Origin of the sequence: Burkholderia sp. AU16741, assembly GCF_002223345.1 — a bacterium.
Classification (GTDB): Bacteria; Pseudomonadota; Gammaproteobacteria; order Burkholderiales; family Burkholderiaceae; genus Burkholderia; species Burkholderia sola.
In genome coordinates, this window is the sequence record NZ_NKEZ01000003.1 from 599237 (window position 1) to 614297 (window position 15061).

Consider the following 15061-nt stretch of genomic DNA (forward strand, 5'->3'; position numbering starts at 1 on the left):
TGGATTGATTTTCCAGCAAACTGGAATTCAATGTCAACGGTATTTCCCGCGGCGGGGCGGCGGGAGGTGGGATACGAACGGCTTGTCCCGTCGTCGTGCGTGGCGTAATATACGAAACAGCTACGTTTCGTTTAATTGGGGATATATGGGTATCATCAAGATTTCCGAGCATATGCACGAGCGGCTGCGCTCGACGAGCACGGCGCTGAGCCGTTCGATCAACGCGCAGGCCGAACACTGGCTGCGCGTCGGGATGCTGGCGGAACTCAACCCGGCGCTGTCCTACGGCGACATCTGCAAGATGTTGATCGAGGCCGAGGCGCGGGGCGGCGACGTGGGGCCGGCCGAGACGGTCGCGCCAGGCATCGAGCAGGTGGCGTAATGGCGAAACGCGAAATCCCGATCCGCGGTGCCGCGGAAATCGCCAAGTCGCGCGAAGCCGCGAAGCTCGCGTCGCAGGTGCTGACGATGATCACCGAGCACGTGAAGCCGGGCGTCACCACCGACGAGCTGGATGCGCGCTGTCGCGAATACATCGTCGACGAGTTGGGCGCGATCCCCGCGAACATCGGCTACCACGGTTACCCGAAGACGCTGTGCACGTCGGTGAACCACGTGGTCTGTCACGGCATTCCGACGTCGCGGCCGATGCGCGACGGCGACATCGTGAACCTCGACATCGCGGTGATCAAGGACGGCTGGTTCGGCGATACGAGCCGCATGTATTTCGTCGGCGAACCGAACGAGCTCGCGCGGCGGCTCGTCGTGTCGACCTACGAGGCGATGCATGCCGGCATCCGCGCGGTGCGTCCCGGCGCGACGCTCGGCGATGTCGGCTATGCGATCCAGCAGGTCGCCCATCGCGAAGGGTTCAGCGTGGTGCGCGAGTATTGCGGGCACGGCATCGGCGACGTCTATCACGACGAGCCGCAGGTGCTGCACTACGGTCGCCCGGGCACAGGCCTGCCGCTGCGGCCGGGGATGATCTTCACGATCGAGCCGATGCTGAACGCGGGCAAGCGCGACACGCGCGTGCTGGCCGACGGCTGGACCGTCGTCACGGCGGACCATTCGCTGTCCGCGCAATGGGAGCACATGGTCGTGGTGACGGAAACGGGCTTCGAGGTGCTGACCGACGACGCGAAGCCGCAGGCGTTCGCGGCGCTTTCGGGCACGCACGCGGTCTGACGCAGGCCGTGCGTCGCATGCGGCGGCGCGGTGTTGCAATGAAACGGGCCCCTTTGCGGGGCCCGTGTCGTTCGCGGCGCTTAACCGCGGGCCTTTTGCCACGCGTGTTCGACGAACACGCGGCACAGCGCTTCCATCCCTGTGCGATCTTCGTCGTCGAAGCGCGCGGCGACCGGGCTGTCGACGTCCCACACGCCGATCAGCGTACCGTCGCCGGCCACCAACGGCACGACGATTTCCGATTCGGACGCCGCATCGCACGCGATATGGCCGGGGAAGTCGTGCACGTCGCGCACGACCTGCGTCTCGCGCGTCTGCGCGGCCGTGCCGCACACGCCCTTGCCGAGCGCGATCCGCACGCACGCGGGCTTGCCCTGGAACGGGCCGACCACGAGCTCGGCGCCGTCGAAGAAGTAGAAGCCGGCCCAGTTCAGCCGATCGAGCGAGTGATAGACGAGCGCGGAGAAATTCGCCGCGTTCGCGGTCAGGTCGCGTTCGGATTCGACGAGCGCGCGTGCCTGCTCGACGAGCGTCGCGTATTGATCGGCTTTGGAGGCGGTAGGGTCGTTGGACAGCGTGAACATGGCGGGAAAGCGATAGGGGTTGGAAAATGCGCACTGCGCGTACCGCAGTCTACGGCACGCGCGGGCGCTCTGCAGCGCATGGCTGTGTGCGATGCGGCGCGCTCAATCGGGTTCGAGTTCGGCGAACCGCTCGGCCAGAAAGTCGAGCAGCGCCCGCACCGCGGGCAGCAGCCCGCGGCGCGACGCGAACACCGCGTGCACGATTTCGCGACGCGGCGCCCAGTCCGGCAGCACCGTGACCAGTTCACCGCGCGACACCTCGTCGCGCACCATCATCGTCGGCAACTGCACGACGCCGACGCCTGCGGCGGCCGCCGCGCGCAGCGCGAGCATGCCGCCCGTCACGAAGCGCGGCTGGTGATGGATCTCCGCGTGCGCGCCGTCGGGCCCGCGCAGCCGCCACACGTGCGTGGACTGCGGCACGCCGTGGTCGAGGCTCGGCAGGCGCGTCAGATCGGCGGGAACGGCCGGCACGCCATGCTCGCGCAGCAGCGCGGGGCTCGCGACGAGGCACTGGCCGCGCTCGGCGAGCACGCGCAGCGCGAGATCGCTGTCCTCGAGCGGCGGCGGCCGCACGCGGATCGCGACGTCGATCCCTTCGCCGACCACGTCGACGCGCCGGTTGGTCGCTTCCAGGTGGATCTCGACGCGCGGGCACGCGGCCATGAACGCGGCGATCATCGTGCCGACCAGCGAATCCAGCAGCACGATCGGGCAACTGACGCGCACGATGCCGCGCGGCTCCTCGTGCAGCAGTGCGATCGCCTCGTCGGCGGCATCGGCCTCGACGAGCATCGCGCGGCAATGCGCGTAATAGGTCTGGCCGACGTCCGTGACCGTGAAGCGGCGTGTCGAACGCTGGATCAGCCGCATCCCGAGCCGTGCCTCGAGCAGCGCGATGCGGCGGCTCAGCTTCGATTTCGGCATGTCCAGCGCGCGCCCGGCCGGCGCGAAGCCGCCATGTTCGACGACCTGCACGAAGTAGTAGAGATCGTTCAGATCCCGCGCTTTATCGTTCATGAAATGGAACGCTGAGTGCGATTTCGGCAGTCTACCGGATCGATCGTTCCATCTCTATATTGTGACTCATGGATGCGAAACACGGGTTTCGCCGCAATATGGAGAGGGGCAATGAAGAAGATCCAGGGTGTGTACAGTGCGCCGCGCGGCCATTGGGTCGGCGACGGTTTCCCGGTGCGTTCGATGTTCAGCTACCAGTCTCACGGCACGCACCTGAGCCCGTTCCTGCTGCTGGATTACGCCGGTCCGGCGACGTTCGAACCGGCGAGCGCGCCGCGCGGCGTCGGCCAGCATCCGCACCGCGGGTTCGAGACGGTGACGATCGTCTATGACGGCGAAGTCGCGCACCGCGACTCGACGGGTGCGGGCGGCACGATCGGCCCGGGCGACGTGCAGTGGATGACGGCCGCGAGCGGGATCCTGCACGAGGAATTCCACTCGGAGGCGTTCACGGAGCGGGGCGGCCCGCTCGAGATGGTGCAGCTGTGGGTGAACCTGCCCGCCGCGGACAAGATGGGCGCGCCCGGCTACCAGACGCTGCTGAACGCCGATATTCCGGTGGTCGAGCTGCCGGACGGCGCGGGACGCGCGCGGATCATCGCCGGTGAGTTCGACGGGCGGCGCGGCCCGGCCCGCACGCACACGCCGATCGACGTGTGGGACGTGCGGCTCGTGGCGGGCGGCCATGCGCGGTTCCCCGTCGCCGAAGGGCGGACGCTCGCGGTGGTCGTGTTGAGCGGCACCGTGCTGGTGAACGGCGAGACGGTGGCGCGCGAAGCGCAGTTCGTGCAACTCGGCCGCGACGGCAGCGACGTCGAGATCGAAGCGAACGGCGACGCGAAGCTGCTGATCCTGAGCGGCGAGCCGATCGACGAGCCGATCGTCGGCTACGGCCCGTTCGTGATGAACTCGCAAGAGGAAATCCGGACCGCGATCGAGGACTTCAACAGCGGCCGCTTCGGCGAGATGCAGGCATGACGGCATGACGAGCAGGCCCCGCGCGATGCGGGGCCTTTTTTCGCGCACGGGCAGGCGATCGCGCGCGATAGGCGCTTCGAGGCATAATCGACGGTTGCCGCGCGCCGGCCGGCGCGCCCGAATCAGGACCGACCATGAACGCTTCCGCACCCGCCGCATCCTCGAGCACCGCCGATCTCGACTGGCGCTGGAAACCCTTCGACGCGCTGACGGCGCGCGAAATCTATTCGATCCTCGAGGCGCGCAGCGCCGTGTTCGTCGTCGAACAGAACTGCGTGTACCGCGACATCGACGACGCGGACCAGGCCGCGTGGCACCTGGCGGCATTCGATCCGGCGGGTCGCCTGGCCGGCTATCTGCGCGTGCTGCTGCCGGATGCGCAGCACACCGACGTGCGCATCGGCCGCGTGCTGACGACCGCCGCGTTTCGCGGCGCCGGCCTCGGCAACGGGCTGCTGTCGCGCGCGCTCGAGCATATCCGCGCGCAATGGCCGGACACGCCGGTGAGCCTGCATGCGCAGGCCCACTTGCAGCGTTTCTACGGGGCATTCGGCTTCGCGCCGAGTTCGGACGTGCACGACGAGGACGGCATCCCGCACGTGTGGATGAGCAGCGCGCGCGCGTGACGCGCGCCGCGCTGCGCGGCGGTCAGTGCGCGGTGCGCGCGACCGGTGGTGAGTCCCCGCGCTGCGCGGCCCGCTCGCCGATCAGGCGCCCGCGCGCGGATAGTCGCAGCCAGTGCCGCAGTGCGATCAGCGCACCGATCACGCTCATCATCGAGCCGGGAATCCACAGCAGCAGGCCGCCGATCTGCTGGTCGCGCAGCGGGCTCAGCCACGTGAACGCGCGGCCGCAGATCGAGTAGATCGGATACAGCTCGTGCGGCGTGAAGAAGATCAGCGCGCCGAGCGCGATCTGCGGCGGGATCGCCGCGACGACGATCAGGATCCGGCGGCCCGGCGACAGCCGCGCGGGCGGCGCGGGACGTGGATCGACGACGAGCCACCAGAACAGCAGCCCGTCGATCACCATGCTCCAGTTCATCACGCGATACAGACGCCAGTCGAGCATCGCGATGAAGTGGATCGGCGACAGCAGCCAGAAATAGATCAGCCCGACGAACAGCACGACCGCGACGACCGGATGGAACACCACGTCGAGCGTCGCCCGTACCGGCGCCCACGCGAGCGCGGGGCGCACGAAGCGCTGCCGCCAGCGGAACGGAATGCCCGCACGGATCGCCGCGCCCGGGTAGGACAGCGCGATGAAGAACGGCCCGAGGTGATGCAGCACGAGGTGCTGCGCGCGGTGCATGAAGAATTCGTGCTCGAAGAAATAGTCGAGCCGCGTGTGCAGCGCGATGTAGAGCGCCGTCAGCCCGAACCAGAACGAGAACTGCCGCAGCGGCGACACCTTCGCCTTCTTCACGCCGCGCGCGAACAGCACGGCGGCCGTCAGCACCGCGATGACCACGGTCGGCGACGGTTCCCACGGATCGAGCCAGTACAGGACGTTCATCGCGCGCGCATCACTTCGTCTTGGTCGGCGATTTCACGGCGAACGGCGCATCGACCGTTTCGCCGTCGGAGAACTTCAGGCGCAGGTGCACGGTGTCGCCCGGCTTGATCGCGTGCTTCGGCTCCTCGAGCATGAAGTGATAGCCGCCCGGCGCGATGTCGACCTTGCCGCGCGCGGGGATCGTCAGCTTGTCGACCATTTCCATCTTCTGCGTCGAGCCGTTCGATACCGTCTGGTGCAGCATCGCCATCCCGTAGTCGGGGCTGTCGACGTCGACGAGGTCGATCGGTTTGTCGCCGGTGTTCACGAGCGTCACGTAGCCGCCCGCGGGCAGCTTGTTCGGCAGCCAGCGCACCCACGCGTTCTGCGCGCTGATCGCGCCGGCGGCATACGCGTGCGCGCCGGCGCACAGCGCGGCGACGAGGGCGAACGTCTTGAGGGTCGTTTTCGTGTTCATGGCGGAATTCAGGTCGTGGAGGCAGTGTCGATGATCCGGCGCACATCGGCGGCGATGGCGTCGGGCGAATCGCGATCGGTCGCGAGCAGGCGCGCACGGCCGGTCGCGTCGAAGATGTAGACGGCCGAGCTGTGCGTCACTTCGTAGCCGCCGGACGGATCGCGTTTTTCCATCTGGTACGCGACGCGATAGCGCTTCGCGAGCGATTCGATCTGGCGGTCGGTGCCGGTCAGGCCGCGCGCGTGCGCGGCGTCGAACGCGGCGACATAGGATTGCATCGCCTGCGGCGTATCGCGTGCGGGATCGACCGAGACGAACAGGATGCGCACGTCGTCCGCCTGCGGGCCGAGCTTCGCCAGCACTTCCATCAGCCGCGCCAGCGTTTCGGGGCAGACGTCGGGGCAGTGCGTGTAGCCGAAGTAGACGAGCGCGACGCGGCCGCGGAACGCATCGGCGTCGACGGGGTGACCGTCGCCGCCCGTCAGCTCGAACGACAGGTCGGGCAGGTGGCCGGTGACGTTGGTCAGGTTCCAGCGCGGCTCGTCGTGCGTGCACGCGGCGAGCGCCACGGCGGCGGCGAGGGCCGCGGCCGTGCGGATGAGGCGGGAGAGGCGGGACGGCATCTTAGGGACCGTTTCCATATGGAACGCGCATGCGAATGTCCGAAATTGCTCATAGGGCAAGGAGTAAGGAGCGCCGTTCGGCCGCGCCGAACGAGCGACGCGCGGCAGGCGGTTGCGACTGTAGCGCAATTCGCGCGCCCGCGTCCTTTCGAAACCAATACGGCGCGGGCGAGCGGGGCAATATGTCGCAGTTGACGCGGCGGGCGGAGCGATGTTCGCGTGGCCCCGGTTTCGCCCATCTGGGGGCGCAGGCGCGGTAAGATGCGCACAACTCCATTCGCGCAGCGGCGCCCGGCATTTTCCGGTCGCCCTCAGACTATCGAATCGATGCAATCCGTTCCGGCTTCCCTGTCCCTGACCGACACCGCGTTCTTCTTCGACTTCGACGGCACGCTCGTCGAGCTGGCGCCGACCCCCGACAGCATTCACGTTCCGCCGTCGCTGCCGACGCTGCTCGACGAGTTGTCGCGCCGCTCTCACGGCGCGGTCGCGGTCGTGTCCGGTCGCGGGATCGACAACCTCGACACGTTCCTGAAGATGCCCGGCCTGCCGATCGCCGGCCTGCACGGCGCGGAGCGCCGCGACGCGAACGGCGACACGCAGCGCATCGGCTTCAACGACGAGCGCCTGCTGCGCATCGAGCGCGAGCTTGCCGGCGTGGTCGACCGCCATCCGGGCATGCTGCTCGAAATCAAGGGCGCGGCCGTCGCGCTGCACTTTCGCAATGCGCCCGAGCGCGAGGCGGTGGCGCGCGAAGCGGCCGAGCGCCTCGTCGCCGACTATCCGGATGCGTACGTGCTGCAGCCGGGCAAGATGGTGTTCGAGATCAAGCCGAAGGGCGTCGACAAGGGGCGTGCGCTGGCCGCTTTCCTAGACGAGCCGCCCTTTGCGGGCCGCGTGCCGCTGTTCGCGGGCGACGACCTGACCGACGAGAAGGGCTTCGCGGTGGTCAACGCGCGCGGCGGCCTGTCGATCAAGGTTGGCGCGGGCGAGACGTCCGCGCGGATGCGGCTCGATTCGGTCGACGCGCTGCATGAGCAGATCGCACGCTGGCTCGGCGCGGGGCAACCGCACGCATGAGCCGGCTCATCATCGTTTCAAACCGCGTCGCGCCGATTTCGGAAGGCGAACCGGCGGCGGGCGGTCTCGCGATCGGCGTCTACGACGCGCTGAAGGAAACCGGCGGCATGTGGTTCGGCTGGAGCGGCGAAGTGGTCGCGTCCGGCGCGCCGCAGCCGCAGATCCGCATCGAGGAGCGCGGGCCCGTGACGTTCGCGACCGTCGGGCTGACGCGCCGCGATTACGACCAGTACTACCGCGGTTTCTCGAACGCGACGCTGTGGCCCGCGTTCCATTACCGCGCGGACCTGATCCAGTACGACCGCCACGAATTCGACGGCTACCGCCGCGTCAACGTGTGGCTCGCGCAGCAGCTCGTGCCGCTGCTGCAGGACGACGACGTGATCTGGGTGCACGACTATCACCTGATTCCGTTCGCCCGCGCGCTGCGCGATGCGGGCGTGAAGAACCGCATCGGCTTCTTCCTGCACATCCCGTTTCCGGCCGCGCAGGTGCTCGTCAACGTGCCACCGCACCGCGAGCTCGTCGAGTCGCTGTGCGCGTTCGATCTGCTCGGCTTCCAGACCGAGCCCGATCTGCGCGCGTTCTGCGACTACGTCGAGTTCGAGGCGGACGGCGAAGTCGAGTACGACGGGCACACGGTGCGCGTACGGGCGTTCGGCCAGACGTTGCGCGCGGCCGCCTATCCGATCGGCGTGTATCCGGACGAGATCGCGTCGCTCGCGCAGGCGGGCGAGCACGGCAAGGCGGTGCGCACGCTCGCGACGTCGCTGCGCGGGCGGCAGCTGATCATGAGCGTCGACCGGCTCGATTATTCGAAGGGGCTCGTCGAGCGCTTCCGGGCGTTCGAGAAGCTGCTCGAGCATCAGGCGTCGATTCGCAACCGCGTATCGTTCCTGCAGATCGCGCCGTCGACGCGCGCGGACCTGCGCGCATACCAGGACATCCGGCTGCAGCTCGAAGCGGAGTCGGGGCGCATCAACGGGCGCTACGCGGAGCTCGACTGGGCGCCGATCCTCTACATTCACCGCCAGTACGACCGGCAAGTGCTGGCCGCGCTGTACCGGCTCGCGCGCGTGGGGTTCGTCACGCCGCTGCGCGACGGGATGAACCTCGTCGCGAAGGAGTACGTGTCCGCGCAGAATCCCGACGATCCGGGCGTGCTCGTGCTGTCGCGCTTCGCGGGCGCCGCGCGTGAGTTGACGGGCGCGCTGATCGTCAATCCGATCGATATCGACGGGATGGCCGATGCGCTGTCGCAGGCGCTGACGATGCCGCTCGCCGAACGGCGCGCGCGCTACGCGGACATGATCGCGCAACTGCGCGAGAACAACGTGTCGGTGTGGCGGGACAATTTCCTGCGCGATCTGCAGCAGGTCTGATCCCGTCCGTTGCTGCCGCTGCAATTGAAAAAGCCGCCGTGCGTGAAGCACGGCGGCTTTTTTCGTCGGCGGGATGCCGGTGCGTCAGGCCACGCGTTCGCCGGTCGGCGCGTTGCCGTCCGGGGCCGCATGATGGCGGCCGTGCTGCTTCGCGAGCAGGTCGCGGTACAGGCCGGGGCGGTTGCGCAGCACCTCGGGCGGACCGTCGTCGATCACCTTGCCGTTGCTCATCACGATGATGCGGTCGAAGTTGCGCAGCGTCGACAGGCGGTGCGCGATCGCGATCACCGTGCGGCCGACCATCAGCCGGTCGAGCGCGCTCTGGATCGCCTCCTCGGACGCGCTGTCGAGCGCCGACGTCGCTTCGTCGAGCAGCAGGATCGGCGCATCCTTCAGGATCGCGCGCGCGATCGCGATGCGCTGGCGCTGGCCGCCCGACAGCTTGACGCCGCGGTCGCCGACGATCGTGTCATAGCCTTCCGGCATCGCCTCGATGAACTCCGCGCAGCGCGCGTCGCGCGCGGCGGCGAGCACTTCGTCGCGGGTCGCGTCGGGGCGGCCGTACGCGATGTTGTCGTAGATGGTCCGGTGCAGCAGCGAGATGTCCTGCGGCACCAGCGCGATCGCGTGGCGCAGGCTGTCCTGCGTGATGGCCTTCACGTCCTGGCCGTCGACCTTCACGACGCCGTCCTGCGTGTCGTAGAAGCGCTGCAGCAGCGCGAGCACGGTCGATTTGCCCGCGCCCGACTTGCCGATCAGGCCGACGCGCTGGCCTGGCTCGATATGCAGGTCGAAGTGGTCGAGGATCGCGCGACGGTGCGGGTACGCGAACGTCACGCGCTCGAAGTCGACGCGGCCGCCCGTGGCCGACAGCGGCTGCGCGTCGGAGCGGTCCGGCATCCCGTGCGGCTCGAGCAGCGTCTTCACCGCTTCGGACAGGCGTGCGACGTGCTGCGTGACGTCGACGAGCGCGACCGCGAGATCGCGCGTGCCGTGCAGGATCGTGAAGCCGAGCGAGCTGACGAGCACGATGTCGCCCGACGTCGCGCGGCCCTGGTCCCACAGCCACAGCGCCCAGCCGAGCAGGCCGGCGGACAGCATCGCGGTGATCACCGCGTGCAGCAGGCGCAGTTTTTCGAGATAGAGCAGGCTTTGCTGGCGCGCGTCCATCTCGGCCTTCACCGTCGCGCTGAAGCGCTTCTGTTCGCGCAGCGTCATCCCGAACGCGCGCACGAGGCCCATGTTGCCGATCACGTCGACGAGCTCGCCGTCGACCGCCGCGGCCTTCGCCGCGAACGCATGGTGGCGCGCGGAGCCGCGGCCGGCGAGCTTGAACAGGATGACGGACAGCACGGCCGAACAGCCGAGCAGGCCGGCCGCCATCAGCGGATTGACGACGATGATCATCAGGATCGCGCCCATCACCGCGATGCACGGCGGCAGCACGTTCCACGCCATCGTGTTCTCCGACGTGTAGACCGCGTTCGACGTGGCCGTGATGCGGCTCGCGAGCGTGCCCGGCTGCTTCTCCGAGTAATACGTCGGCGAATGGCCGATCAGGTACTGGAACAGGTCGCGCCGCAGGTCGCCCGTGACCGCGACGAACGTGTGCGCGGCGACCCAGCCGCCGACGCGCCACAGCATGTTGTCGGCCGCGATCAGCCCGACGAGCAGCGCGAACGCGCTCCACAGCGGGCCCGGGTGATGGCGTCCGGTCGCGAGCACGTCGATCAGGTGCTTGATCGCATATTGCGAGCCGAGCGCGCAGCCGACGGCGGCCAGCACGCTGCAGAGCACGATCAGGTGCGCGACGGGGTGGAGGCGGATGTAGCGGAACAGGAACGCGATCGGCCGATGCGCGTAGCTCGACAGCTTCGCGTTGTGGGCGTTGCGCTGGGCGGGGGTGAGAGATTCCAAAATATGGGTGCGGTGATTCGGTGAGTGAGCGTGGCGGCTGGGTTGCAGGCCGGCGTTCGCCCGGACTGAATAATCCGGCATTGTAAACAACGCCGCGCGTCGCGCTGCGCGAATCTTGCCTTGGCCAGGGGCTCGCGCTCGATTTTGAGATAAAATCCGGCATCCCGTCGTGTGCCGGAATCACGCTGCCGGCAGCTGCGGGTTAACAAGGATCGCCAAAACGGCCTTCCACTCTAGAACGGACGCCCGAGTCCGCGGGTTGCAAAGTGTTGCGCCTTTGTAACAAAGTAAAGTGTTTGAAATGTCGTGCGCCGTATCGGGAATAACCCTAGATAATCGGCTCCGGGTTCGATTCCAGGTTTTTTTACGAACCCCTGTCAACGGGTCTTCGTTTCAAACGTTCTATGGCCTGTCGCGTCGCCGACGCTCCTTGAGCAGCGCGGGTTCGACGCCCCCGGCAGGCTGAGTCGTCCGAGGTTCGGACGACATGTTTCCAGCCCGGACCACCGGCAGGTTGCCGACCCATACCTGGTTTTTTGCCGATTTTTTAGGAGTTACGCATGCGAATCGCCCAAATCGCTCCGTTGCATGAAGCGGTGCCCCCGAAACTGTACGGTGGCACCGAGCGCGTGGTGTCCTATCTGACCGAAGCGCTCGTCGAGATGGGGCATGACGTCACGCTCTTCGCGAGCGGCGATTCGCAGACTTCCGCGAAGCTCGAAGCGTGCTGGCCGCAGGCGCTGCGCCTCGACCCGACGATCCGCGACGTGATGGCCCCGCACATGCTGCTGCTCGAGCAGGTGCGCCGCCGCGCGGAAGAGTTCGATGTCCTGCACTGCCACATCGACTACTACCCGTTCTCGCTGTTCTCGCGCCAGCCGGTTCCGCATCTGACGACGATGCACGGCCGTCTCGACCTGCCGGAACTGCAGCCGATCTTCAACGCGTTCAGCGACGTGCCGGTCGTGTCGATCTCCGACAACCAGCGCATCCCGCTGCCGCAGGCGAACTGGCTGTCGACCGTCTACCACGGCCTGCCGGAAAACCTGCTGACGCCGATCCCGAACGTGAAGCCGAGCTACCTCGCGTTCCTCGGCCGCATCTCGCCGGAAAAGCGCGTCGATACGGCGATCCGCATCGCCGAGCAGGCCGGCCTGCCGATCAAGATCGCCGCGAAGCTCGACAAGGCCGACCGCGCGTACTACGAAGAGAAGATCAAGCCGCTGTTCGCGCTGCCGCACGTCGAGTACATCGGCGAAATCAGCGAGTCGGAGAAGACCGAATTCCTCGGCAATGCGCATGCGCTGCTGTTCCCGATCGACTGGCCGGAGCCCTTCGGCCTGGTGATGATCGAGGCGATGGCTTGCGGCACGCCGGTGATCGCGTTCAAGCGCGGTTCGGTGCCGGAAGTGATCGACAACGGCGTGTCGGGCTTCGTCGTCGAGGACGAACTGTCGGCCGTCGCCGCGCTCAAGCGCCTCGATACGCTGCCGCGCGAGAAGGTTCGGGCCGCGTTCGAAGCCCGTTTCTCGTCGAAGGTGATGGCGCAGAACTACGTGAAGGGCTACGAGGAACTGCTGCGCCAGAAGCGCCGCACGGTGCTCCGCGAAGTCAACGCAAGCTGATCGCGGGCCGCCGCCGCGTGGCGGCGCGCGGCCGCCACGACGCCCCGTCCGGGTTTTCCGGCGGGGCGTTGTCACATCTGCGGCGCGGATGTGTTGTATTCTCGCCGCGCCCGGCGCCGAGAAGGGCCGCGGAAGCGGCCCGGCACACCATCCTGCCGTCTGTCCAGACGGTAATGTCCCTATAATGGCCGCCGTGCCGTGAAATCCGGCCCGGTACGACTATCCAGAGGAGAGCAGTCTTGGCGAGAACGAAAACCACGCGCGCAGCGCCGGCCCCCGGCGCCGGTGTGATCTTCGCGTTGCGCGCGATCGGTCTCGTGCTGCTCGCGCGCTGGCTGTTCTCGATGTCCCAGATGGGTTATCGCGCGTCGCTGTCGGCGATGATGTCGTCGCCGTGGGCATTCCTCTATCTCATCCTGATCTTCCTGCTGCTCGCGCTGCCGGGCGCCGCCGCCCGGGCCGAGCGGCCGTTCCATCCGCTGCCGCAGTGGTTGCGCCAGGCGCTGCGCGTGTTCGCGCTGATCGGTTTCCTGTTCGCCGCGTGGTCGATCGGCGCGTTCACGTGGGCGGCCGGCTGGCGCCGCGCGCTGCATGCGGTGACGGCGACCAACGGCTGGCTCGTGGCCGCGCCGGCGCTGTATGCGGCGATCGTCTGGATCTGCCGGCCGCGGCCGCTGTGGCGGACCAACGTGGCCGCGCGCCGCTTCGCGGTCGGCCGGTATGCGATCTCGCTCGACGTGCTGACGCGCACCGCGATCGTCTGGATGGAAAGCCGCAAGGTCGGCCAGTACGACGCGCGCGAACTGTCGGTGCGCTGGCCCGGCCACGCGGCGCCCGCCGCGGGCGAGCACGGCGCGCAGCCGGCGGTCGTGCCGCCGCGTCGCGGCAGCTTGTTCAATCGGCCGAAGGTGGAACTGCTGTGGGATTCGCCGGCGGCTGTCGGCCACAACCGGCAGATCGTGATGCGCACGCCGCTCGCGACCGAAGGCGACCGCGTCGCGGTGCTCGCGCTCGACGCGGCGCTCAAGCAGATCGTCTGACTGTTCGCTGCGTCCTGGATGGCGCGGGGGATAGGGACGCCCGGTTAGGGACGCCCGGTCAGGGACGCCCGGTCAGGGACGCCCGCTCAGGAGTGCCCAGCCGCGCATGACCGGGCGACCTTGCCGCCCGGTCGGCCCGTGCTCAGCGCACGAGGCACGGGCGCTTGTTGTTGAACGTCCAGCCCGGGACCAGGTACTGCATCGCCGTCGCGTCGTCGCGGGCGCCGAGGCCGTGCTGCTTGTACAGCTCGTGCGCGAGCGCGACCGCATCCATGTCGATGTCGATGCCGAGCCCCGGCCGCTTCGGTACTTCCACCAGCCCGTTCTCGATCTTCAGCGGCTCGCGCGTCAGCCGTTCGCCGTCCTGCCAGATCCAGTGCGTGTCGATCGCGGTGACCTGGCCCGGCGCCGCGGCCGCGACGTGCGTGAACATCGCGAGCGACACGTCGAAGTGGTTGTTCGAATGCGAACCCCACGTGAGGCCCCAGTCGCGGCACATCTGCGCGACCCGCACCGAGCCCTGCATCGTCCAGAAGTGCGGGTCGGCGAGCGGGATGTCGACGGCGTGCAACTGTACCGCGTGACCCATCTGCCGCCAGTCGGTGGCGATCATGTTGGTCGCCGTCGGCAGCCCCGTCGCGCGGCGGAATTCGGCCATCACCTCGCGGCCCGAGTAACCGTTCTCCGCCCCGCACGGATCTTCCGCATACGCGAGCACGTGGTGCTGATCGCGGCACAGCCGCACGGCCTCGTCGAGCGACCAGGCGCCGTTCGGATCGAGCGTCACGCGCGCGTCGGGGAAGCGCTCGGCGAGCGCCGTCACGGCTTCGATCTCGCGCGCGCCTTCGAACACGCCGCCCTTCAGCTTGAAGTCGTTGAAGCCGTAGCGTGCATGCGCGGCTTCGGCGAGCCGCACGACGGCCTCCGGCGTCAGCGCCGCCTCGTCGCGCACGCGGGTCCAGTCGTCGGTCGCGCCGCGACCGTCGCGATAGGGGAGCGCCGTCCTGGTGCGATCGCCGACGTAGAACAGGTAGCCGAGCATCTCGACGCGCTCGCGTTGCTGGCCTTCGCCGAGCAGCGCGGCGACCGGCACGCCGAGATGCTGGCCGAGCAGGTCGAGCAGCGCGGCTTCGAGCGCGGTGACCGCGTGGATCGTCGTGCGCAGGTCGAAGGTCTGCAGCCCGCGGCCGCTCGCGTCGCGGTCGGCGAAGGTGCGCCGCACGTCGTTGAGCACCGCATGATAGTTGCCGACCGGCTGGCCGACGACGAGCGCGCGCGCGTCGTCGAGCGTGCGGCGGATGCTCTCGCCGCCCGGCACCTCGCCGACGCCCGTGCGACCCGCGCTGTCCTTCAGGATCACGAGGTTGCGGGTGAAGAAGGGGCCGTGCGCGCCGCTCAGGTTGAGCAGCATGCTGTCGTGGCCGGCGACCGGAATCGCTTGCAGGTCGACGATGCGCGGCGTGTCGGGGGAGGGCGAGGCAGTGACGGCGTTCATGGGCGGCGATGGCGAAAGAGTAGGCGATGCCGTGCGGCAAAAGCTTTGCCGCGCGCGGCGGGAGGTGCGATCATTCGACAACCGACGTGCGCGGCGCGCAAGCCCCGCATGTCGACGCAACGGGGTGGCAGCGACAACCGGGCCCATGGAGCGC

The 15061-nt window shown here is 68.3% G+C and carries 15 protein-coding genes; 8 read left to right on the forward strand and 7 right to left on the reverse strand.

The features are described from left to right. Positions 1 to 145 precede the first annotated feature (145 nt). Both CFB89_RS05310 and map read left to right on the forward strand, forming a co-directional pair. The gene (locus CFB89_RS05310) at positions 146 to 382 is read left to right on the forward strand and encodes a ParD-like family protein (RefSeq protein ID WP_089467000.1); all 237 of its coding nucleotides are present in this window, start codon (positions 146 to 148) and stop codon (positions 380 to 382) included. Further along, the gene (gene map, locus CFB89_RS05315; RefSeq protein WP_089467001.1) at positions 382 to 1188 is read left to right on the forward strand and encodes a type I methionyl aminopeptidase; all 807 of its coding nucleotides are present in this window, start codon (positions 382 to 384) and stop codon (positions 1186 to 1188) included. The genes CFB89_RS05310 and map overlap by 1 nt, the downstream gene beginning before the upstream one ends. 80 nt (positions 1189 to 1268) lie before the next feature. Here map and CFB89_RS05320 read toward each other — a convergent pair whose 3' ends face one another. Both CFB89_RS05320 and CFB89_RS05325 read right to left on the reverse strand, forming a co-directional pair. Continuing rightward, a complete protein-coding gene (locus tag CFB89_RS05320; RefSeq protein WP_089467002.1) occupies positions 1269 to 1772 on the reverse strand; it encodes a GAF domain-containing protein in 504 nt (167 codons plus the stop codon). Positions 1773 to 1874: 102 nt separating this feature from the next. Further along, positions 1875 to 2792 carry a LysR family transcriptional regulator gene (locus tag CFB89_RS05325; RefSeq protein ID WP_050011446.1) on the reverse strand — a complete coding sequence of 306 codons (918 nt, stop codon included), beginning with the start codon at positions 2790 to 2792 and terminating at the stop codon, positions 1875 to 1877. Between the two features lie 111 nt (positions 2793 to 2903). On the opposite strand from CFB89_RS05325, the gene CFB89_RS05330 reads away from it, so the two are divergent. Beyond that, positions 2904 to 3770, forward strand: a complete 867-nt coding sequence (locus CFB89_RS05330) for a pirin family protein (protein ID WP_089467003.1) — start codon at positions 2904 to 2906, stop codon at positions 3768 to 3770. Between the two features lie 134 nt (positions 3771 to 3904). Next, complete coding sequence (locus CFB89_RS05335; RefSeq protein ID WP_089467004.1) at positions 3905 to 4396, forward strand: GNAT family N-acetyltransferase; 492 nt, start codon at positions 3905 to 3907, stop codon at positions 4394 to 4396. 22 nt (positions 4397 to 4418) lie between these two features. Here CFB89_RS05335 and CFB89_RS05340 read toward each other — a convergent pair whose 3' ends face one another. The 3 genes from CFB89_RS05340 to CFB89_RS05350 are packed head-to-tail and all read right to left on the reverse strand — an operon-like array spanning position 4419 to position 6386. After that, positions 4419 to 5288, reverse strand: a complete 870-nt coding sequence (locus CFB89_RS05340; RefSeq protein ID WP_089467005.1) for a cytochrome c oxidase assembly protein — start codon at positions 5286 to 5288, stop codon at positions 4419 to 4421. A 10-nt stretch (positions 5289 to 5298) separates the two neighbouring features. Then, positions 5299 to 5745 carry a copper chaperone PCu(A)C gene (locus CFB89_RS05345; RefSeq protein ID WP_089467006.1) on the reverse strand — a complete coding sequence of 149 codons (447 nt, stop codon included), beginning with the start codon at positions 5743 to 5745 and terminating at the stop codon, positions 5299 to 5301. A gap of 8 nt (positions 5746 to 5753) precedes the next feature. Further along, the gene (locus CFB89_RS05350) at positions 5754 to 6386 is read right to left on the reverse strand and encodes an SCO family protein (RefSeq protein WP_089467007.1); all 633 of its coding nucleotides are present in this window, start codon (positions 6384 to 6386) and stop codon (positions 5754 to 5756) included. Between the two features lie 309 nt (positions 6387 to 6695). Here CFB89_RS05350 and otsB point away from each other — a divergent pair, with 309 nt between their 5' ends. Beyond that, positions 6696 to 7448: a trehalose-phosphatase gene (otsB, locus tag CFB89_RS05355; RefSeq protein WP_089467008.1), complete on the forward strand. Its 753-nt coding sequence runs from the start codon at positions 6696 to 6698 to the stop codon at positions 7446 to 7448. Further along, the gene (gene otsA, locus CFB89_RS05360; protein WP_089467009.1) at positions 7445 to 8830 is read left to right on the forward strand and encodes an alpha,alpha-trehalose-phosphate synthase (UDP-forming); all 1386 of its coding nucleotides are present in this window, start codon (positions 7445 to 7447) and stop codon (positions 8828 to 8830) included. Before otsB ends, otsA begins: the two co-directional genes overlap by 4 nt. Positions 8831 to 8914: 84 nt before the next feature. On the opposite strand, the gene CFB89_RS05365 is transcribed toward otsA, so the two are convergent. Beyond that, positions 8915 to 10747: an ABC transporter ATP-binding protein gene (locus tag CFB89_RS05365; protein ID WP_089467010.1), complete on the reverse strand. Its 1833-nt coding sequence runs from the start codon at positions 10745 to 10747 to the stop codon at positions 8915 to 8917. Positions 10748 to 11307: 560 nt separating this feature from the next. On the opposite strand from CFB89_RS05365, the gene CFB89_RS05370 reads away from it, so the two are divergent. Then, entirely contained in the window at positions 11308 to 12372 is a 1065-nt protein-coding gene (locus CFB89_RS05370; protein WP_006476459.1) for a glycosyltransferase family 4 protein, read from the forward strand. A 239-nt stretch (positions 12373 to 12611) separates the two neighbouring features. Then, positions 12612 to 13412, forward strand: a complete 801-nt coding sequence (locus tag CFB89_RS05375) for a hypothetical protein (protein ID WP_089467011.1) — start codon at positions 12612 to 12614, stop codon at positions 13410 to 13412. A gap of 142 nt (positions 13413 to 13554) precedes the next feature. Here CFB89_RS05375 and gudD read toward each other — a convergent pair whose 3' ends face one another. Continuing rightward, the gene (gudD, locus tag CFB89_RS05380) at positions 13555 to 14907 is read right to left on the reverse strand and encodes a glucarate dehydratase (RefSeq protein WP_089467012.1); all 1353 of its coding nucleotides are present in this window, start codon (positions 14905 to 14907) and stop codon (positions 13555 to 13557) included. Between the last annotated feature and the right edge of the window lie 154 nt (positions 14908 to 15061).